This is a genomic window from Bradyrhizobium sp. WCU1 (genome assembly GCF_053474805.1).
This window is the reverse complement of sequence record NZ_CM130280.1, coordinates 4,890,058-4,908,348: the sequence shown is the minus strand read 5'-3', so window position 1 is coordinate 4,908,348 and position 18,291 is coordinate 4,890,058. Positions and strand designations below refer to the sequence as shown.

17 protein-coding genes are annotated in these 18,291 nt (G+C 65.4%); 3 read left to right on the top strand and 14 right to left on the bottom strand.

Features of this window, described 5'->3' with window-relative positions:
• Positions 1-119 precede the first annotated feature (119 nt).
• From ACTUWL_RS22740 to ACTUWL_RS22685, 12 genes are read right to left on the bottom strand one after another with little or no spacing between them, the layout of a single operon-like run.
• Positions 120-1,322 (bottom strand): ABC transporter substrate-binding protein, encoded by a 1,203-nt coding sequence (locus ACTUWL_RS22740; protein ID WP_035650165.1) that lies wholly within the window; start codon positions 1,320-1,322, stop codon positions 120-122.
• A gap of 38 nt (positions 1,323-1,360) precedes the next feature.
• Complete coding sequence (locus ACTUWL_RS22735) at positions 1,361-2,062, bottom strand: SDR family NAD(P)-dependent oxidoreductase (RefSeq protein WP_021077110.1); 702 nt, start codon at positions 2,060-2,062, stop codon at positions 1,361-1,363.
• A 39-nt stretch (positions 2,063-2,101) separates the two neighbouring features.
• Complete coding sequence (locus tag ACTUWL_RS22730) at positions 2,102-2,908, bottom strand: hypothetical protein (protein WP_021077109.1); 807 nt, start codon at positions 2,906-2,908, stop codon at positions 2,102-2,104.
• Between the two features lie 25 nt (positions 2,909-2,933).
• Positions 2,934-4,094: an iron-containing alcohol dehydrogenase gene (locus ACTUWL_RS22725; protein ID WP_021077108.1), complete on the bottom strand. Its 1,161-nt coding sequence runs from the start codon at positions 4,092-4,094 to the stop codon at positions 2,934-2,936.
• Positions 4,095-4,135: 41 nt separating this feature from the next.
• Positions 4,136-4,909 carry an enoyl-CoA hydratase-related protein gene (locus tag ACTUWL_RS22720; RefSeq protein ID WP_021077107.1) on the bottom strand — a complete coding sequence of 258 codons (774 nt, stop codon included), beginning with the start codon at positions 4,907-4,909 and terminating at the stop codon, positions 4,136-4,138.
• Between the two features lie 11 nt (positions 4,910-4,920).
• Positions 4,921-5,931 (bottom strand): NAD(P)H-dependent flavin oxidoreductase, encoded by a 1,011-nt coding sequence (locus tag ACTUWL_RS22715; RefSeq protein ID WP_021077106.1) that lies wholly within the window; start codon positions 5,929-5,931, stop codon positions 4,921-4,923.
• 21 nt (positions 5,932-5,952) lie between these two features.
• Positions 5,953-7,140, bottom strand: coding sequence for an acetyl-CoA C-acyltransferase (locus ACTUWL_RS22710; RefSeq protein WP_021077105.1), 1,188 nt, complete (start codon positions 7,138-7,140; stop codon positions 5,953-5,955).
• Positions 7,141-7,156: 16 nt separating this feature from the next.
• The gene (locus ACTUWL_RS22705; RefSeq protein ID WP_021077104.1) at positions 7,157-8,287 is read right to left on the bottom strand and encodes an acyl-CoA dehydrogenase family protein; all 1,131 of its coding nucleotides are present in this window, start codon (positions 8,285-8,287) and stop codon (positions 7,157-7,159) included.
• Positions 8,288-8,308: 21 nt separating this feature from the next.
• Positions 8,309-9,490 (bottom strand): acyl-CoA dehydrogenase family protein, encoded by a 1,182-nt coding sequence (locus ACTUWL_RS22700; RefSeq protein WP_021077103.1) that lies wholly within the window; start codon positions 9,488-9,490, stop codon positions 8,309-8,311.
• A gap of 12 nt (positions 9,491-9,502) precedes the next feature.
• The gene (locus ACTUWL_RS22695) at positions 9,503-10,240 is read right to left on the bottom strand and encodes an SDR family oxidoreductase (protein WP_021077102.1); all 738 of its coding nucleotides are present in this window, start codon (positions 10,238-10,240) and stop codon (positions 9,503-9,505) included.
• Positions 10,241-10,292: 52 nt separating this feature from the next.
• Positions 10,293-11,840, bottom strand: coding sequence for a class I adenylate-forming enzyme family protein (locus ACTUWL_RS22690; RefSeq protein ID WP_021077101.1), 1,548 nt, complete (start codon positions 11,838-11,840; stop codon positions 10,293-10,295).
• Positions 11,841-11,898: 58 nt separating this feature from the next.
• Entirely contained in the window at positions 11,899-12,537 is a 639-nt protein-coding gene (locus tag ACTUWL_RS22685; protein WP_021077100.1) for a 2-hydroxychromene-2-carboxylate isomerase, read from the bottom strand.
• A gap of 208 nt (positions 12,538-12,745) precedes the next feature.
• Here ACTUWL_RS22685 and ACTUWL_RS22680 point away from each other — a divergent pair, with 208 nt between their 5' ends.
• The gene (locus tag ACTUWL_RS22680) at positions 12,746-13,258 is read left to right on the top strand and encodes a winged helix-turn-helix transcriptional regulator (protein WP_021077099.1); all 513 of its coding nucleotides are present in this window, start codon (positions 12,746-12,748) and stop codon (positions 13,256-13,258) included.
• A gap of 13 nt (positions 13,259-13,271) precedes the next feature.
• On the opposite strand, the gene ACTUWL_RS22675 is transcribed toward ACTUWL_RS22680, so the two are convergent.
• Positions 13,272-14,315: an alpha/beta fold hydrolase gene (locus tag ACTUWL_RS22675; RefSeq protein WP_021077098.1), complete on the bottom strand. Its 1,044-nt coding sequence runs from the start codon at positions 14,313-14,315 to the stop codon at positions 13,272-13,274.
• Positions 14,316-14,416: 101 nt separating this feature from the next.
• Positions 14,417-16,738 (bottom strand): molybdopterin guanine dinucleotide-containing S/N-oxide reductase, encoded by a 2,322-nt coding sequence (locus ACTUWL_RS22670; protein WP_021077097.1) that lies wholly within the window; start codon positions 16,736-16,738, stop codon positions 14,417-14,419.
• 473 nt (positions 16,739-17,211) lie between these two features.
• Here ACTUWL_RS22670 and ACTUWL_RS22665 point away from each other — a divergent pair, with 473 nt between their 5' ends.
• Entirely contained in the window at positions 17,212-17,871 is a 660-nt protein-coding gene (locus tag ACTUWL_RS22665) for a hypothetical protein (RefSeq protein WP_021077096.1), read from the top strand.
• The gene (locus tag ACTUWL_RS22660) at positions 17,868-18,143 is read left to right on the top strand and encodes an HGGxSTG domain-containing protein (RefSeq protein WP_106940084.1); all 276 of its coding nucleotides are present in this window, start codon (positions 17,868-17,870) and stop codon (positions 18,141-18,143) included. Before ACTUWL_RS22665 ends, ACTUWL_RS22660 begins: the two co-directional genes overlap by 4 nt.
• The last annotated feature ends 148 nt before the right edge of the window (positions 18,144-18,291 follow it).

Here is an 18,291-nt window from a genome sequence, read left to right as displayed (position 1 = left end):
GCGCGATGAGATTGGGTTGAATGGTCATGGCGCGTCAGCTCGTTGTTTGAGCATGATCTTCCGGAAAACCGCTTCGCGCTTTTCCGGATCGTGCTCTGGCGCACAGGCAATGCAACAGCTCAGTTCGCGCCGGCGCTCTGCACGCCGCCGAACTGTTCCCAGGAGCTTCCAGTCCAGCGCTGCAGCTGAAGCTGGGTATAGGCCATGCTGTTGTCGGGGCCGGTGTTGATCGTGATGCCCGGCATCAGGGTCGGCAGCGCGAGCCCCTTGAGGTTGCGCGCCTGCTTCACGATGTTCTCGCGCGACAGATCGTCGCCGCACTGCTTCAGCACCTGCTCCAGAATCTGGCCCTGCTGGGTGCCGAACATATAGTTGCTGTCGCCGATGTCGGCCCCCGCAAGATATTTTTCGAAGTGAGCGCGATACCATTTGATGCCGGGATCGTCGGCCCACTTCTTGTCATTCGGATCCTTGACGATCGTCGCCACGACGACGCCCACCGCCTTGTCCACTCCGGCCGGCACGATGGTCGCGGAGATCGAGCTCGACACGTAGTTGACGATGGTGAGCGGCATCCAGCCGATCTCGCTCGCCTTCTTGATCGCCTGCGCCGCGAATTTCGGGGTGCCGGCGATCAGGAATGCCTGCGCGCCCGACGCCTTCAGCGATACGACGTGGGACTCGATGGTTGGCTCGGTGACTTCATAGGGAGATGTCACCACCTTCTTGTCGAAATCGGCCTTCAAGGCTTCCTTGAATGCGGCCACGAAATCGCGGCCGAGGTCATCGTTCTGGTAGAGGATCGCGATCTTCGCAGCGGGCGCCGTCTGCGCGATGTATTTGGCGTAGATCTTTCCTTCGGTGTTGTAGCTCGGCAAGCCCGTGGTGGTCAGCGGAAACTCGGTGAAGTTCGTGAACTTGGTCGCGCCGCTGACGACGAAGAGATGCGGCACCTTCTTCGCGGTCACGTATTTGATGGTCGCGCCGATCCCGGGCGTCCCGAGCGGGCTGAACAGGAACGCCACCTCGTCGCTCTCGATCAGCTTCCGGGTCTGCTCCACCGCCTTGGGTGGCGTATAGGCATCATCATAGGTGATGAGATTGATCCTGCGGCCGTTGACGCCGCCGCGATCGTTGACGGAGTGGACGTAGGCGACGAGACCCTTGCCGACATTGCTGAGCGGAGATGCCGGGCCGCTGAACGGGAATGTCGCCCCGACCTTGATCTCCGATTCCGAAATGCCCGGGGTTTGGGCGCGGGCCGGAGCCGCGGCAAGCGCCGCGAGCATTGCAACGGAGACCATGAGCTTCCTGAGCGACATCGAATTCCCCTTTGGCTCTCATGAATTGACCGCTGCGCCTACCAGGCTTCGCCGAACGGCCTGATCTCGACGTTGAACGACCACGCACTGCGGTCCTGATGGGCGACGTGCCAGACCTCCTCCGCAATCGCCTGCGGCTTGATGAAGAAGTCGTCCGGTCGCTCCGGCCAGCGCTTCCGCGTCCATTCGAGGTCGATCACCGCATCGATCACCAGATAGGCGACGTGGACGCCCCGCGGCCCCAGATCGCGCGCCATCGCCTCGGCGAGAATCCGCTGCGCCGCCTTGGTCGGCGCGAACCCCGCAAAGCCGGCCTTGCCACGCAATGCCGACGTGTTGCCGGTTGCGACGATTGCACCCTTGCCGGCGTCGACCATCGCCGGGGCGAACCGCCTCGCCAGATACAGCAGGCCCATCGTGTTGACCTGGAAGTTGCGATTGAGGATGTCCGGATCGATCTCGCGGAACGTGCCGAACGCGCCGCCGACGGCATTGTGGATCACGACAGTGGGGCTGCCGAGATCGTGCTCCACGGCCGAGGCCACCGTCTCGACCTGCGTGGGGTCGGAGACATCGCATCGATAGGCTTTTGCGCCCGGCAACTGCTGCTCGAGGGCGGCAAGGCGCGTTTCATTCCTGGCGAGGAGCGCGACGCGGTAGCCGCCCGCGGCGAACCTTCTGGCGAGCGCCGAGCCGGTGCCGGGCCCAACGCCTGATATCAGACAGACGGGTGCGGTCATGCGATCATCCCTCCGCGCTCGCGGCCAAAGGTTTCATGGTCAGGCAGCGGCCTTCGACCGCAGCTTCTCGACATAGGGCTTGAGGTCCGGCGCAAAATACGCGTGTTCCACCAGCCGGGCAAAGTGAGCGAACATCAGCGGATACCCATCCTGCACCCCGGGATGCAGGATCCTGGTCAATCCCTGCCTGTCCAATTGCTCGCTCCGCCCGTACTCGTTCATGAACAGCGCGAGCTCGGCGGCAAAGCAGATGTCGGCAAGCGAGATGCCGTCCCCGACCAGCGTCTCGCGCCGTGGTGACAGGGCCTGCTCGATCCCCGAAGCATAAATCGCGAACGCATCCCTGGCGCGGGCATGAATCGCCGCGTCGACCGTGCCGCCGGACAGCGCGAGCAGATAGATCTGCGAATCCCGCGCAAACACCAGGCTGACATCGAGGAAGCTGTCGATCCTCGACGCCTCATAGGCGTCGCGCCCGTAGAGCGGGAACTTGGCTTCGCCGAGCCGCGCCACCGCCCGCATGATGCTGTTGGATTCGAAGATCCCGACCTTGCCGTCAGGTCCGAACGCGGCCGGCACATTGCCGAACGGCTGCGCCGCCATGAACGCATCGGTCTTGAACAGCTGCGCGCCAGTCAGCCCGACCTTCCCGGTCCGCGCGAGCGCCGACATCGCGGTGCGCTCCTGCTCGGTCAGGGGATGCGCATCGTAGTCCCACAGCCAGTCCCGCAACTCCTTGCCGGAGGCGCCCCTGACCTCGACGTCGACGCCGCAGAACCGCGCCGCGATGGTTGCCTTCCAAACCCGCGGGTTCGGCAGATAGGAGAAGATGCGCAAGGCGGCCATGGCGGCTGCTCCAGGTGCTCTCGCCTCAGGCGGCGAGCTTCAGGATCTTGACGACGTCGGCGGGCTCGCGGATCGGCTGCGGGTTGGCGCGGGTGAAGATCGACAGCATCGCGTTCCGGCCGATCAGTTCGAAGCGGTCTTCACCGACACCGACATCGGCGAGCCGCCGCGGCAGGCCGAGCTCCGCGATGAAGCCGGCGAACGCCTCGCTCGCGTCGCGCCCCGGCGCACCGAGCGCGGCGGCGATCGCCTGCTGGGCTGTTTCCGTCGCGGGACGGTTGTAGCGCAGCACGCTCGGCATCATGACAGCCGTGCAGAAGTAATGCGGGACGTCGCAAGTGCCGCCGAGCACATGGCCGATGGCGTGGCTGGCGCCCATCGGCACCCGCGACTGCAATCCGAACGCCGACAACCACGAGCCCAGCTGGCAGCTCAGCCGCGCCGCCTCGTCGTCGGGATTGGACTTGGTGCGCAGCAAGCCATGATGCAGATAGCGCAGGCCCTGCTGGCACACCGCATCGACCAGCACGTTGGGCCGGCTCGAGCAGATCGCCTCGATGCCGTGATCCATCGCGCGGGTGCCCGAACCGAGCCAGAGCTTCTCCGGCGTATATCGCGTCATCGCCGGATCGAGGATGATGCTGCGCGGCATCATCATCGGATGGTTGAATATCTGCTTCAGCTTGCGGCTGGTGTCGGTGACCAGCGCACCTGAATTGTACTCGCCGCCCGACAGCGTGCTGGGGATCGCGATCATCCGGACCTTCGGGTTGCGGAACGCCCCGAAGCGGCGATCCGGCGTGGTCTCGAAGCCGTCGAGCCCCGCCGGCTCGAAGATCTCATGCTCGATGCACATCAGCACGATCTTCGCCGCATCGACCACCGAGCCGCCGCCGATCGCGACGACCAAATCGGCCCTGGCTTCGCTGGCCTGCCGCGCGATCAGCGTCACCACGTCCCGCGTAGTGTGCTGCGGCACGCCGTCGAAGGTCGCCGCATGGCGATCGCCGAGTCCGTTGCGGATCTTCTCGATCTCGTCGGTGGTGGTGTTCAGCGTCCGGCTGGCGATCAGGTAGACGCGCTTGGCGCCGAGCCGCTCGGCCTCCTCGCGCAGCGCCTCGGCTGCCGGTTTGCCGTAGATCACGGTTTCCATGGTGGGATATTGATGGCTGCCGACGATTTGCATGCTTGCCGCTCCCTCGATCTACCCGTGAACTCCTGACGGCTTCAGGCCGACAGCTTGCTGAAGTCAGGCTGACGCCGTTCGGCGAAGGCGGCAAAGGCCTCGCGGGCCTCGGGCGTCGTCAGCCGCTGCTTGAACAGCACGCCTTCCTCGGCGATCTGCGCCGCGATCCGCTGCTGCTCGCGCATCAGCGCCTTGGTCATGCTGAGCGAGCCGGCCGGCCGCTTGGTCAGCGCGATCGCCGCATCATGGGCTTTCTTGCGCAGATCAGCCTGCGGCACCACGGCATTGGCAAGGCCCGATGCCTGCGCGCCCTGCGCGTCCATCGGCTCGCCGAGCGCGAACATCGCATAGGCACGCGCGTGCCCGATCCTGAGCGGCAGCAGCCAGCTCGACGCCGCCTCGGGCACCAGCGCGAGATTGACGAACGGCGTGATCAGCCGTGCGGTCTCGGCGAGATAGACCAGGTCGCAATGCAGCAGCATGGTGGTGCCGACGCCGACGGCATTGCCCTGCACGGCCGCGACAATCGGCTTGCCGGCCTTGCTGATGGTGTCGATGAAGCGGTGCGCCGGGCTATCGACAGCGCTCTCGCCGCGGGCCTGGCTGGCGAAATCCGCAAGGTCGTTGCCGGCGGTGAAGCTGTCGCCGTCGCCCTGGAACAGGATGACGCGGACCGACGGATCCGCCTCGGCCTGCTTCAACGCGTTCGACATCGCGTCATACATGCCGCCGGTGAGCGCGTTCTTCTTCTCCGGCCGCTGCAGCGTCAGCGTCATCACGCCCGCGGCGATCTCAACCTTGACATGCTCCGTCATGGCACTCTCCTTCAGGCGACCGCGCGCGCCGGCTTGGTTTCGAACTTGCCGTCGAGGAAGCCGGTCAGGCGCTGCCGGATGATCTGCTCGGCCTCTGTCATGATGCGATCGATCAGCTCCTTGACGGTCGGGATGTCGTGGATCAGGCCGACCACCATGCCGCAGCTCCAGGCCCCCGCATCCATCTCGCCGTCGATCATCACCTTCGGGTAGACGCCGGCGACCTGCTCGTGGATGTCCTCGATCTTGAGCCTGGCGCCCTTCTCGCGCTCGATCTCGAGCAGCTCATCGACGCCCTTGTTCTTCAGCACCCGCTCGGTGTTGCGTAGCGCGCGCATCACAAGCCGCGTGTCGAGCTCGTCTGCATCGAGCAGCGCCTGCTTCACGTTGGGATGAACAGGCGCTTCCTTGGTCGCAATGAAGCGCGTGCCCATGTTCATGCCGGACGCCCCCATCGACAGCGCGGCAACGAGGCTGCGCGCATCCGCCATGCCGCCCGAAGCCACGAACGGGATCTTCAGCTCGTCAGCCGCGCGCGGCAGCAGGATCATGTTCGGGATGTCGTCCTCGCCGGGATGGCCGCCGCACTCGAAGCCGTCGACGCTGACCGCATCGCAGCCGATCTTCTCGGCCTTCAGCGAGTGCCGCACCGAGGTGCATTTGTGGATCACCTTGATGCCCGCCGCCTTCAGCGCCGGCATGTACTGCTCCGGGCTGCGGCCCGCGGTCTCCACCGCCTTGACGCCCCCCTCGCGGATCGCCGCGATATATTCCGGATAGGGCGGCGCGGTGAAGCTCGGCAGGAAGGTCAGGTTGACGCCGATCGGCTTGTCAGTCATGTCGCGGCAGCGCGCGATCTCCTTGGCCAGCAGCTCCGGCGTCCGCTGGGTCAGGCCGGTGATGATGCCGAGGCCGCCGGCGTTGGACACCGCGGCCGCCATCTCGGCGAAGCCGACATAATGCATGCCGCCCTGGATGATCGGATGCTGGATACCGAATAGTTCAGTGATTGCTGTCTTCACAAGTCTCTCCCGCGTTTCCGATCAGTGGACGATCTCGAACAGACCGGCCGCGCCCATGCCGCCGCCGATGCACATGGTCACGACACCGTATTTGGCCTTGCGCCGGCGGCCCTCGATCAGCAGGTGACCGGTGAGCCGAGCGCCAGTCATGCCGTAGGGATGGCCGATCGCAATCGAGCCGCCGTTGACGTTCAGCTTCTCAGGATCGATGCCGAGCTTGTCGCGGCAATAGATCACCTGCACCGCATAGGCCTCGTTGAGCTCCCAGAGATCGATGTCGTCGATCTTCAGATTATGCCGCTTCAACAGCCGCGGGATCGCGGCAACCGGGCCGACGCCCATCTCGTCCGGCTCGACGCCGGCGGCAACGAAACCACGGAAGATGCCGAGCGGCTTCAGCCCTTTCTGCGCAGCGATCCTGTCGCTCATGATCACGCAGGCCGAGGCACCGTCGGAGAGCTGGCTGGCATTGCCGGCGCTGATGGTCTTGCCCTCGAACACCGGCTTGATTTTTGCCAGGCCGTCCGCGGTGGTGTCCGGACGTGGACCTTCATCCTTGGCCAGAGTCACCTGCTGATAGCTGACTTCCTTGGTGTCCTTGTTGACCACGGCCATTCTGGTTGTGATCGGCACGATCTCGTCGTTGAAGCGGCCGCCCTGCAGCGCGGCGCCGACCCGCCGCTGGCATTCCAGGCTGTACTCGTCCTGCTTGTCGCGGCCGATCCCGTAACGCTCGGCGACGACCTCCGCCGTCTCCAGCATCGACATGTACATCTCGGGCTTCATCGCCATCAGCTCGTCGTCGACGGCGTGGAACCGGTTCATGTGCTCGTTCTGCACCAGACTGATCGACTCGATGCCGCCGCCGATCGCGATCTCGACGCCGTCAAGCATCACCGAGCGCGCCGCAACCGCGATCGCCTGCAGGCCGGAAGCGCATTGCCGGTCGATCGTGGTGCCGGCGACGGTGACTGGAAGTCCGGCGCGGATCGCGCCCTTGCGCGCGACGTTCATCACCATGGTGCCCTGCTGCATGGCGCAGCCCATCACCACGTCCTCGACCTCGCCGGGCGCTATGCCGGCGCGCTTCACCGCTTCCGCCATCACATGGCCGGCCAGGGTCGGGCCGTCGGTGTTGTTGAGCGCGCCCCGATAGGCCTTGCCGACGCCGGTACGCGCGGTGGAAACGATGACTGCATCTTGTGACATGCTTGCCTCTCTGGCTTTAAGCGGCCGCGTCGAGCTGCGCATAGCGCAGCACGTGATAGGCGGGATCGCCGAACTGGATGTTGATGGAGGAAATCCGCTTGAAATAATGACCGACGTTCAGCTCGTCGGTCATGCCCATGCCGCCGTGCAGTTGCACCGCCTGATCTGCCACGAACTTGCCGGCATAGCCGATCTTGGACTTGGCGCCCGAAGCCAGCCGCGAGAGGCCGGCCTCACCCTCGCTGAGGCTGAGCGACAGATGCTGCATCAGCGACAGCGCCTCCTGATGCGCGATGAACATGTCGACCATCCGGTGCTGCAGCACCTGGAAGCTGCCGATCGTGACGCCGAACTGCTTGCGCGTCTTGGAATATTCCAGTGTCGCGTCGTTCAGCTCGCCGATCGCGCCGACCGCCTCGGCACAGAGCGCACCGATCGCGCGGTTGCGGCAGGCTTCCAGCGCGGCGACGCCCTCGCCTTCCTTGCCGAGCAATTCTCCACGCACGCCGCGCAGGCTGATCTCGGCGGCACGGCGTCCGTCGATCGTCTTGAAGCTGGTTAGATCGAGATTGGCGGCACGGCGATCGACCACGAACAGGCTGACGCCGCCGCGATCATGACGATGGCCCGAGGTGCGGGCAGAAACGACGAGATGATCCGCCCATGGCGCAGCCACGACCGCCGTCTTCTCCCCGGTGAGCACATAGTCGTCGCCATACCGTCGCGCGGTCGTGGTGACGGTCGCGAGATCGAAGCGCGAGCCCTTCTCGGTCCAGGCCAGCGTCCAGAGCTTCGATCCCGCAATGATATCGGCGATGTAGGCCTGCTTCTGCGCCTCGGAACCCGCCCGCTCGATCAGGCTGCCGGCCACCACGACCGTCTCGACGAACGGTTCGACCACGAGATGCCGGCCGAACTCGTGCATGATGATCATGGTCGACAGCGGCCCGCCGCTGAGCCCGCCGACGGCTTCCGAGAACGGCGCGGCGAGCAGGCCGAGCTCGGCGAATTCATCCCATTGCCTGCGGCCAAGCCCCTCCTCGCTCGCAACGATCTTGCGGCGGGCGTCGAAATCATACTGGTCGCGTAGCATCCGCTGCACGCTGGACCGCAACAATTCCTGCTCTTCCGTGAACTGTATATCCATCCGATCCTCGTTGCCTTGTAGCTAGAGACCAAGCACCGCCTTGGCGATGATGTTGCGCTGGATCTCGTTCGATCCGCCGTAGATCGAAAGCTTGCGCGAGTTGAGATATTTCTCCGACGCCGTATGGCCGTAGTCCGGGCCTGGCATGAAGTGATTGGCGCTGACCGGATGCTCGCGGATCGCAAGCCCGTAATTGCCGATCGCCCGATGCGTGAGCTCGGTGATATTCTGGAAGATCTCGGTGCCGCGGATCTTGAACAGCGAGGCCGCAGGCCCCGGATCGATGCCGCGGGCCATCTGGGCGACGACGCGAAGCTCGGTCGCCTCGAGCGCCAGCACGTCGAGCTCGACGCGGGCGATGTCCCGGATGAATTCCAGATGCGCCGGATCGTCTTCCGGGATCTCGGCCTTCACGATTGTCTTCAGCAGGTTGAGATACCGCGTCGAGCGGCCGATGCCGGCCATGCTGGTGCGCTCATTGCCGAGCAGGAACTTGGCGTAGGTCCAGCCCTTATTCTCCTCGCCGATCAGGTTCTCGGCGGGGACCCGGACGTTCTCCAGGAAAACGTCGTTGACCTCGTGCGAGCCGTCGATGGTGATGATCGGACGCACGGTGACGCCCGGCGATTTCATGTCGATCAGCAGGAACGAGATGCCGGATTGCGGCTTGGCGGCGGGATCGGTCCGGACCAGGCAGAAGATCCAGTCGGCGTGCTGCGCCAGCGTGGTCCAGGTCTTGTGGCCGTTGACGATGTAGTGGTCGCCATCGCGCACCGCTTTGGTGCGAACGGTGGCGAGATCGGAGCCGGAGCCCGGCTCCGAATAGCCCTGGCACCACCAGTCCTCGCCGGAGAGAATCCGCGGCAGGAACTTCGCCTTCTGCGTCGCATTGCCGAAAGTGTAGATGACCGGGCCGACCATGGTGACGCTGAATGCCAGCGGCGGCATGGTGCCGGCGCGTGTCGTCTCCTGCTCGAAGATGAAACGGCGGGTGATCGACCAACCCGGCCCGCCATATTCCTTCGGCCAGAGCGGCGCGATCCAGCCCTTCTTGTGCAGGATGCGATGCCACAACAACATCTGCTCCTTGGAGAGATCGGTCTCCGGATTGGCGACGCGCATCTCCGCCGGATAATTGTCCTTGATGAAGGCGCGAACCTCGTCGCGAAACGCCGCATCTTCAGGGGATAGCGCGAGCTCCATCGGACCTGCTCCTTACCACTTCTCGCCGAAGGGCCGGATTTCGAGTTCGAAGGTCCAGGCGCTCTTCGGCTGCTGGTAGAGCTGCCAATATGACGCGGCGACCGAGGCCGGCGGCATCAGCAGATCGGGATTGTCGAGCGCGTTCGGACCGAGCGCCTCGATGCGGCGCTGCCGCACCCATTCGGTATCGACGCCGGAATCGATGATCAGATGCGCGACATGGATGTTCTTCGGTCCGAGCTCGCGCGCCATCGCCTGCGCCACCGCACGCAGGCCGAACTTGGCGCTGGCAAAGGCGGCATAGCCGCTGCTCCCGCGCAGCGAGGCGGTGGCGCCGGTGAAAAAGATGTTGCCCTCGCCGCGCGCCGTCATCAGCCGCGCCGCCTCGCGCCCGGCCAGGAAGCCAGAGTAGCAGGCCATTTCCCAAACCTTGCGGAACACGCGCTCCGTGGTCTCGAGGATCGGGAAATTGACGTTGGCGCCGATGTTGAAGATGCAGACCTCGAGCGGCGCATGCTTGTCGGCGTCGTTGAGGAAGGCGGTGATCTCTTCCTCCTTGCGCGCATCGAGCGAGCGCGCATGGATCTCGCCGCCGGCCGCCTCGATCTCCTTGACCAGCGGCGCGAGCTTGTCGCCGTTGCGGCGGCCGGCGAAGATCGTGAAGCCCTCGGAAGCGAACTTCTTGGCGATCTCGCCGCCGATGAAATCACCGGCACCAATGACGGCAACCGTCTTGTTTCTCTTCTGCATGGTGTACTCCGGTTCTGTTTGTGTGAACTGTCTTGCTCCGACGCCGGCAGCCTCAGCTGCGCAGCGATTCCGCCAGCTTGTGCTTCAACAGCTTGCCCGTCGATGTCGCGGGCAGCGCGTCCATCAGGATAATCTCCGACGGGCGCTTGTACGAGGTGAGTTGCGGGGCAACATGGGCCATCAGGTCCGCCACAGTTGCCGTCGAGCCCTTGATCAGCTGCACGAAGGCGACGACCTCCTCATTGCCCTCGACCGGCCGGCCGACCACGGCGCACTGCACAACAGCGTCATGCGTGCTCAGCACCGCCTCGATCTCGGCCGGATAGACGTTGAACCCGGAACGGATGATCATCTCCTTGGTGCGCCCGACGATGTAGAGGACGCCATCCTGGAAGCGGGCCAGATCGCCGGTATTGAACCAGCCGTCGGGGTCGATCGCCTTGGCGGTCAGATCGGGCGCACGGTAATAGCCACGCATCACGTTCGGTCCGCGGACGTGGAGCTCGCCGACCTCCCCGTCAGCGACCGGCTTGAGATCGCGGTCGACCAGCTTTGCTTCGAGGCCCGGCATGACTGCGCCGACGGCGTGGTCGGAGCGCGGATTGTCGGGCCGGACGCCGGAGATGCCGGGCGAGCATTCGGTGATGCCATAGCCGTTGAGCAACGGCAGGCCGAGCTCCTGCTCGACCCGGGTCTTGAGCTCGAGGTCGAGCGGCGCGCCGGCCACCGAGATCACGCGCAACCGGCCGCGATCGAGCTTCGGCAGACCCGCGTTGCGGCGATATTCGAGCAGGCGCTGATAGGTCGCTGGCACGCCATTCAGGATCGTGATGCCCTCTTCAGTCATCGCCTTGACCAGCGCCGCCGGATCGTATTTGGCGACCAGGCGCACGGTGGCGCCGACCATCAAGGTCATCGTCAGCAGCGAGATGCCGACGATATGCGAGATCGGCAGCACGCAATACTGCACGTCATCGGCCGTCATCTTGCGGAAGCCCGCGGTGCCCCGGGCGCTGAACAGGAGATTGCGGTGCGTCAGCATCACGCCTTTTGGCGTGCCCGTGGTGCCGGACGTATAGATGAGGACCGCGACCTGGTCGGCGCCATCGGCCTCGACCGGCTCGGCAATCGTTGCCAGGTTCAAGCTGGTGACGGCGACGCCGTGGAGCGGGCCGACATCCTGCACGACAGCCTCATAGCGCGCGGCATGGGCGGCAGCTTCCTGCGACACCTCGGCGGTCAGCAACACGCGGCGGGCGCCGCTGTGATCCCTGATCTGGTCGAGCTCACGGGGCGACAGTCGGGGATTGACCACGATCGACCAGACATCGAGCCGGCTCGCCGCCAGCAGCAGGCAGGCGAGCGGGATCGAATTCTCGCTCACGATCATCATGCGGTCGCCGGGGCGGATACCCAGCGCCTGCAAGGCGTCGGCGACGCGACTGACTGCCCCATCGAGCTCGCGATAGGTCAGGCGCGTACTGTCGTCGATCAGCGCCGGGTGATCCGGCGTCGCCGCGACGTGATAATCGATCACCTCATGGATCCGGTTCGGCAGGCCTTCCACACTTCCTTCGACAATCTGGATCGACGCCGGCACTGAAACCTCCCTGTCGCAGCCCTTCGGGCTTGATTTGTTGTGTTGAGGAATTTCCTGCTCAGGCGGTCCTGCGCCGCCCGGCAGCCAGCTGCGCCACGATCTCGTCCTCGACCTCGCGCAAACGGTCCTTGCCGAAGAATATCTCGTCGCCGACAAAGAAGGTCGGTGACCCGAACGAGCCGCGAGCCACGGCATTGCTGGTGTTCTCGATCAGCTTCTTCTTCACCTCGTCCTGCTGCGCGCGGGCGATGATGCGATCGATGTCGAGGCCCGAGGACAGGAACGCTTCGCGGAACACCTGCGGATCGTCCATCTTCTTGGGCTCGGACCACATGTGGTGATAGGCAGCGCGGAAATAAGGCTCGAACAGGCCCTCGAAATCGGCGGCGACGACGCCGCGCATCAGCATCAGCGTGTTGACCGGGAAGAACGGGTTCGACTTGAACGTCGTGATGTTGTGGCGGCGCAGGAAGCGCTCGGTTTCGAGCGCGTTGTATTCGGGCTTGTTCTTGATGCCGCGCAGGGACTCGCCGGGCGACATGTTGCCGGTCGCCTTGTAGACGCCGCCGAGCAGCACCGGGACATAGTCGAACTTGACGCCGGTGCGCTTCTCGATCCCAGGCAGCGCAAGCTCGGCGAGATAGGCGTTCGGACTTCCGAAATCGAAGTGGAATTCGACCTTGAGCGGAGCAGCCATGGAACGCCCTTCCCTTCGATGCGCAGCGCTCGTCCGTCGCCACCGGTTGATCGTGGCCCGAACCATAAGTTCTATTTTAGAACTGTCAATATGATATTTGTCATCCAATGCGCGACAGGCGGCCACTTTGGAAGCATCCTATTGAAACAACGTCAGTTCTGTTTTAGAATTTGGTTTGCGATATCGTTGCAGTGTGCAGGAGACGCCGATGAAATGGGATGCACTCGAGGAGGAGCCATGCTCGCTTGCCCGCACGGTCGCCGTGATCGGCGACCGCTGGAGCCTGCTGATCCTGCGCGAATGTTTCCTGCGCATCCGCAGGTTCGATGACTTCCAGGCCTCGCTCGGGATCACCCGGCATCTGCTCGCCGACCGGCTGAAGAAGCTGGTGCGGTTCGGCGTGCTGCGCAAGATTCCCTATTCCGAGGCGCCGAAGCGCTACGAGTACATCCTGACGCAGAAGGGGCTCGATCTCTATCCGATCATCATGTCGATCGTGCACTGGGGCAACGTCCACATGGTCGACGCGCGCGGCCGGCCGATGCTGCACGAACACAAGAGCTGCAAGAAGATGTTCGATCCGGTCATGGTCTGCTCGGAATGCGGCGAGCCGCTGAGCGCGAAGAGCGTCCATGTGCATCCGGGCCCCGGCGCGCGGCGGTCGTCACCGGTGCATGCGAGGGCGCAGGAGCGCGCCAAGCGAGGCGCTGAATCGACTTAAATCCTGTCGTCCCTTACTTGACCAGCGTCGCGCCGGTCTCCGGATGCTGCAGCCAGCCGAGCAGCGCCGCGTGGAAGCGCGCGGGCGCCTGGATCTGCGGCGAATGGCCGAGATCCGGGAATTCGATCAGCTGGATATGCGGGATCCGCTTCGCGGCTTCCTTGCCGAGCACCGGATAATTGCCGAGCGTCTTGCGGATCTCCGGCGGCGCGGTGTCCTTGGCGATCGCTGTGGTGTCCTTGTCGCCGATCACGAGCAGCGTCGGCGGCGCGATCCGCTCGAATTCGTAGAACACCGGCTGGGTCGCAATCATGTCGTAGAGCCGCGCCGAGCTCGACGCCACGGCGGCGCGGCCCTCGCCGCGATACATGCCCGCCAGCATCTGCACCCACACCTCGTAGGACGGATCCCAGGTGTCGGCATAGTAGGTCGCGCGCTCATAGGCGCGGATGCTGTCGGCGGTGACGCGGGTCTCGCGCTGCATCCAGCCGTCGAGGCTGAGCCACGGCACGCCCTTGACCTTCCAGTCTTCGAGGCCGATCGGATCGACCAGCACCAGGCGGTCGGTGGCGTCCGGATACATCAGCGCGTAGCGGATCGCGAGCATGCCGCCGGTCGAGTGGCCGACCATGATCGAATGCTCGATCCCGAGCGAGGCGAGCAGCGCGCGGCTGTTGCTGGCGAGTTGCTGGAAGGTGAACTGGTAGCGTTCCGGCTTACTGGATTTGCAGAAGCCGATCTGGTCCGGCGCGATCACGCGATAGCCGGCGCCGCTGAGCGCCTTGATGGTGCCGTCCCAGGTCGCGGCGCAGAAATTCTTGCCGTGCAGCAGCACCGCGGTCTGGCCGTTCGGCGTCGAAGGCTTGACGTCGAGATAGGCCATGTCGAGCTCCTGCCCCTGCGAGCTGAAACGATAATGCTCGACCGGATAGGGATAGTCGAAACCCTGCAGTTCCGGTCCGTAGGCCGGCTCGGCGGCCGACTGCGCCAGCGCGTTCGAGGCACCGAACGCGACGGTCGCGGCGACGACAAGATAAGACAGGGTTTTCATGTGCATCTCAGACGATCCAGCAATTAGGGGCGATCTCGTGATGCCGTAGCCGAACGCATCGGCGCCTTCCAGCGCCGATGGATGATTTGTTCGTGATCGGCGTAAAATTACGCCGGATCGAACGCCCGGATCGGCGGCAGATTGCCGTTGAAGCGCTCGACCTGAACCGTCGTCAGCTGCCCGGTGCAGCCCTGCGCGAAGGAGGACGTGCCGATATCGCGCGTCAGCACGTTGGGATTGCCGTGAACGCAGAGCGGCGCCTCGTCCTCGGGGTCCATCGGATCGTACCAGGCGCCGGTCGGCAGTTGCACCACGCCGGGGGCGATGCCGTCGGTGACATGCACCGCGGCAAGGCAGGCGCCGCGCGCGTTGAAGATGCGGATGATGTCGCCGTCGGCGATCCCGCGCGCCGCAGCGTCGCGCGGATTCATGCGCGCGACCTCGCGGCCGCGATGCTTGGCCTCAACCGAATGGCCGCCGAAATCGAGCTGGCTGTGCAGCCGCGTCACCGGCTGGTTGGCGACCAGGAAGCACGGCGTATCAGGTGTCGGCGTGTCCGTCTTCGCGAGCCAGACCGGATGGCCCGGGCAATCCGCATCGCCATGACCGGCGATCTTCTGCGAGAAGATCTCGATGCGGCCGCTCGGTGTCGGCAGCGGACGCGCGACCGGGTCCTCGCGGAAGCGGCGCAGCGCGCCGCCATCGTCGAGATGCTGCGGCACGACCAGACTGCCGCGCGCCCAGAACTCATCGAAGCCGGGCGCCTCCAGCCCGCGCGCGGCGAGCGCCTTGCGGGTCGGCTCGTAGAGATGTTGCAGCCATTCGCGCGAAGTGCGCCCCTCGGTGAAGGGCTCGCGGGCCCCGAGCCGCTCGGCGAGATCTGCGAAGATGTCGTAGTCGTCGCGGGCGAGGCCGAACGGCTCGGCGATCCGGTGCATCGCGACCATCAGGGGATCGTTGGTGGAATAGCCGATGTCCTCGCGCTCCAGCGTCATGGTCGCGGGCAGCACGATGTCGGCGTGGCGCGCGGTCGCGGTCCAGGCGAGCTCGTGCACCACGAGCGTATCGAGCCGCGCAAACGCCTTGCGCAGGCGATTGAGGTCCTGGTGGTGATGGAACGGATTGCCGCCGGCCCAGTAGACCAGGCGGATATCCGGATAGGTCCGCGTCTCGCCATTGTAGCGATAGGTCGTGCCGGGATTGAGCAGCATGTCGGCGATGCGCGCCACCGGAATGAAGTCGGCGACGCCGTTGCGGCCCTGGCCGAGCGTCGGTCCGGGCACGGCGTTGACGCGGCGCCCGTAATAGCCGATCGCGCCGAGCGAATAGGCGTAGCCGCCGCCGGGCAGGCCGATCTGGCCGAGCGCCGCCGCCAGCACCATGCCCATCCACACCGGCTGCTCGCCATGCTCGGCGCGCTGCAGCGAATGCGAGACGGTGATCAGCGCGCGCCGCCCGGCAAGCCGCCGCGCCAGCGTCCTGATCGTGCCGGCGTCGATGCCGCAGATCGACGCGGCCCAATCGGCGCTCTTCGACACGCCGTCGGTCTCGCCTGTGAGATAGCGCAAAAACACCGGCCAGCCCTCGGTGTAGCGATCGAGGAAGGCCTGGTCGTGCAGGCCTTCGCTGACCAAAGTGTGGACGATGCCGAGCATCAGCGCGGTGTCGGTGCCCGGTGTCGCGGTCAGCCATTCGGCGCCGGCCTCGACCGGGAGATCGTCACGCAGCGGGCTGACCAGCACGAACTCGCAGCCGCGGCGGTGCGCGGCCTGCATCGCGCCGCGCTCGACATGCTTGCTGATCGAGCCGCCGGCCACCATCGAGTTCTTCAGCGCCATGCCGCCGAACGCCAGCACGATGTCGGTCTTATCAGCGATCTGCTCCCAGGTGACGTTGCGCTTGGTGATGTCCTCGTAGCCGGTCAAAATCTGCGGCAGCAGCACCGAGGACGCGCCGGAGGAATAGGAGTTCACCGACCGGACATAGCCGCCCATCGCGATGTTGAGGAAGCGATGCACCTGGCTCTGCGCGTGATGGAAGCGGCCCGCGCTCGACCAGCCATAGGAGCCGCCGAACACCGCGCCGGGGCCGATCGTGTCGCGAACGCGCCCGAGCTCACCGCCGAGCAGATCGAGCGCCTTCTCCCAGCTGACCGGGACGAATTCGTCGCGGCCGCGGCGGTCGTCGGGCCCGGGGCCGCGCTCCAGCCAGCCACGGCGGATCGCGGGCCTCGCGATGCGCGCCTGGTGGCGCAGCGCGCCGGGGAAGTTGTTGATGATGCCGTTCGGATCGGGATCTCCGGCATAGGGCCGGACTTCGAGGCCGGCTTGGCCGAGCCGCGCCGAGAACACGCCCCAATGCGAGGTGTGCGGCTTGAAACCATCGGACAGATCGAGGCCGGGATCGGGGTGGCCAATGGTCTCGCTCATTTCAGCAGTGTCCTCAGATGCGGGCCTCGAGCCCGGTCGCAAAGCTGTCGGCAGTATAACGATCCGCGCCCCGATGTCTTCGGATTGAGGGTTGCGGGATGCGCAGGCGGCCCCGCGCAGGGCATCCGCGAGCGCGGATGTCGCACCGTGTCTCGCCGGGATCATCGCTGACGACGGTGGCGGAACTCGCCGCAATCAATGCGCGCGGCGAAAAACGCGAAAACAACCCCATGCAAAGGCGCAGGCCCGCCGCCAGCGCCTGACACGGCGGCTTGACACGTCGGGCAAATCAGGGGCATATTTCCAATATTCCGAAATCATGCAAGCGCCCCTGCAGGCGCCCCCTCGCCCGCAAGCGCGGGCTCGCCGGCTGCGATCGCGGCCGGACATCCTTAAACCCTCAATCGACATCGCACCCGCCGCCCGCAGCGAGCGATCGCCTGCGCGCGCGGCGCATTCCAGGGACTATCGACATGACCACTGCCCCCGATCTCACCGTGCCGACGCCGGCCGCCCTACCCGCCGAGCCGCAAGCAGCCGCACTGCCGCGCATCAAACTCTCGCGGCGCGGCTACGCGATCGATCACCCCGACCGGAAGCTCGGCGAGCAGCTGATGGCGAACGCGCTCGGGGTCGCCGATCGCGACGCGATGGACGGCATCCTCAGGCAATTGGTCAGGGCCAGCGTGAGCGGCGGCAGGCCCAGCGAGGTCAACCTCGCTTTCATGCTATCGATGGTGAAGAGCATTCGCCCGCGCGATGCCGTCGAGGCCATGCTGGTGGCGCAGATGGTCTCGGTGCATGTGATGGCGATGCGCTGTGCCCAGCACCTCGCGCATGCCGACGACCTCGCCCAGCACGACAGCGCGGCGCGCGCCCTCGGCCGGCTCGCCCGCACCTTTCCCGCCCAGATCGAGGCGCTGAACCGCTACCGCAGCCATGGCGAACCCGCCATCACCGTGCAGAACGTGAAAGTGGAAGACGGCGGCAACGCCATCGTCGGCAACGTCACCCAGCATGCGAACGTGATCGTCTCCGACAAGATGCCGGCACCCAAGACGCGGACGCCGAAGGCCGTGAGCGCCAGGCGCGCGCATGATGCCGCCGACGCTGGGCAGAACGCCCAGGCATGAGCAATCACACCAGCACCACCGGCCCAATGCTGGCGAGCGCGCGCTGCGGCGCCAGAACCCGCTCGGGCGGCGCGTGCCGCGCGCCGGCAGTGCGCGGCAAGAGGCGCTGCCGCATGCACGGCGGTGCCAAGGGATCCGGCGCGCCGAGAGCAAACCGGAATGCCCGCAAGCACGGGCTTTTCACCAGGGATGCGATCGCCGAGCGGAGGGAGATACGGGCGTTGTTGGGGGAAGCGCGGAAGATGCTGAAGGGAATGAGATTTCGACCATGACCGCGTCGTCCACCTGATGGGTTGGCGTCGACCTAGCCGGGTCCAAAAATCATGTAGAGCAGCGTCGTCCCGACAACGGCTGTCCAGCCGATCGAAGCTGCAATGGCCCACACCTGTATCGGCATTGGAGGATCCCTCCGCAAATGAA

Bases quoted from the DNA above. Each gene is read 5' to 3' on its own strand.
- ACTUWL_RS22730 (WP_021077109.1), bottom strand. From the start codon at position 2,908: ATGGCCGCCTTGCGCATCTTCTCCTATCTGCCGAACCCGCGGGTTTGG.
- ACTUWL_RS22685 (WP_021077100.1), bottom strand. From the start codon at position 12,537: ATGGCTGCTCCGCTCAAGGTCGAATTCCACTTCGATTTCGGAAGTCCG.
- ACTUWL_RS22675 (WP_021077098.1), bottom strand. From the start codon at position 14,315: ATGCACATGAAAACCCTGTCTTATCTTGTCGTCGCCGCGACCGTCGCG.
- ACTUWL_RS22710 (WP_021077105.1), bottom strand. From the start codon at position 7,140: ATGTCACAAGATGCAGTCATCGTTTCCACCGCGCGTACCGGCGTCGGC.
- ACTUWL_RS22695 (WP_021077102.1), bottom strand. From the start codon at position 10,240: ATGCAGAAGAGAAACAAGACGGTTGCCGTCATTGGTGCCGGTGATTTC.
- ACTUWL_RS22735 (WP_021077110.1), bottom strand. From the start codon at position 2,062: ATGACCGCACCCGTCTGTCTGATATCAGGCGTTGGGCCCGGCACCGGC.
- ACTUWL_RS22680 (WP_021077099.1), top strand. From the start codon at position 12,746: ATGAAATGGGATGCACTCGAGGAGGAGCCATGCTCGCTTGCCCGCACG.
- ACTUWL_RS22665 (WP_021077096.1), top strand. From the start codon at position 17,212: ATGACCACTGCCCCCGATCTCACCGTGCCGACGCCGGCCGCCCTACCC.
- ACTUWL_RS22740 (WP_035650165.1), bottom strand. From the start codon at position 1,322: ATGTCGCTCAGGAAGCTCATGGTCTCCGTTGCAATGCTCGCGGCGCTT.
- ACTUWL_RS22660 (WP_106940084.1), top strand. From the start codon at position 17,868: ATGAGCAATCACACCAGCACCACCGGCCCAATGCTGGCGAGCGCGCGC.
- ACTUWL_RS22705 (WP_021077104.1), bottom strand. From the start codon at position 8,287: ATGGATATACAGTTCACGGAAGAGCAGGAATTGTTGCGGTCCAGCGTG.
- ACTUWL_RS22670 (WP_021077097.1), bottom strand. From the start codon at position 16,738: ATGAGCGAGACCATTGGCCACCCCGATCCCGGCCTCGATCTGTCCGAT.
- ACTUWL_RS22725 (WP_021077108.1), bottom strand. From the start codon at position 4,094: ATGCAAATCGTCGGCAGCCATCAATATCCCACCATGGAAACCGTGATC.
- ACTUWL_RS22700 (WP_021077103.1), bottom strand. From the start codon at position 9,490: ATGGAGCTCGCGCTATCCCCTGAAGATGCGGCGTTTCGCGACGAGGTT.
- ACTUWL_RS22720 (WP_021077107.1), bottom strand. From the start codon at position 4,909: ATGACGGAGCATGTCAAGGTTGAGATCGCCGCGGGCGTGATGACGCTG.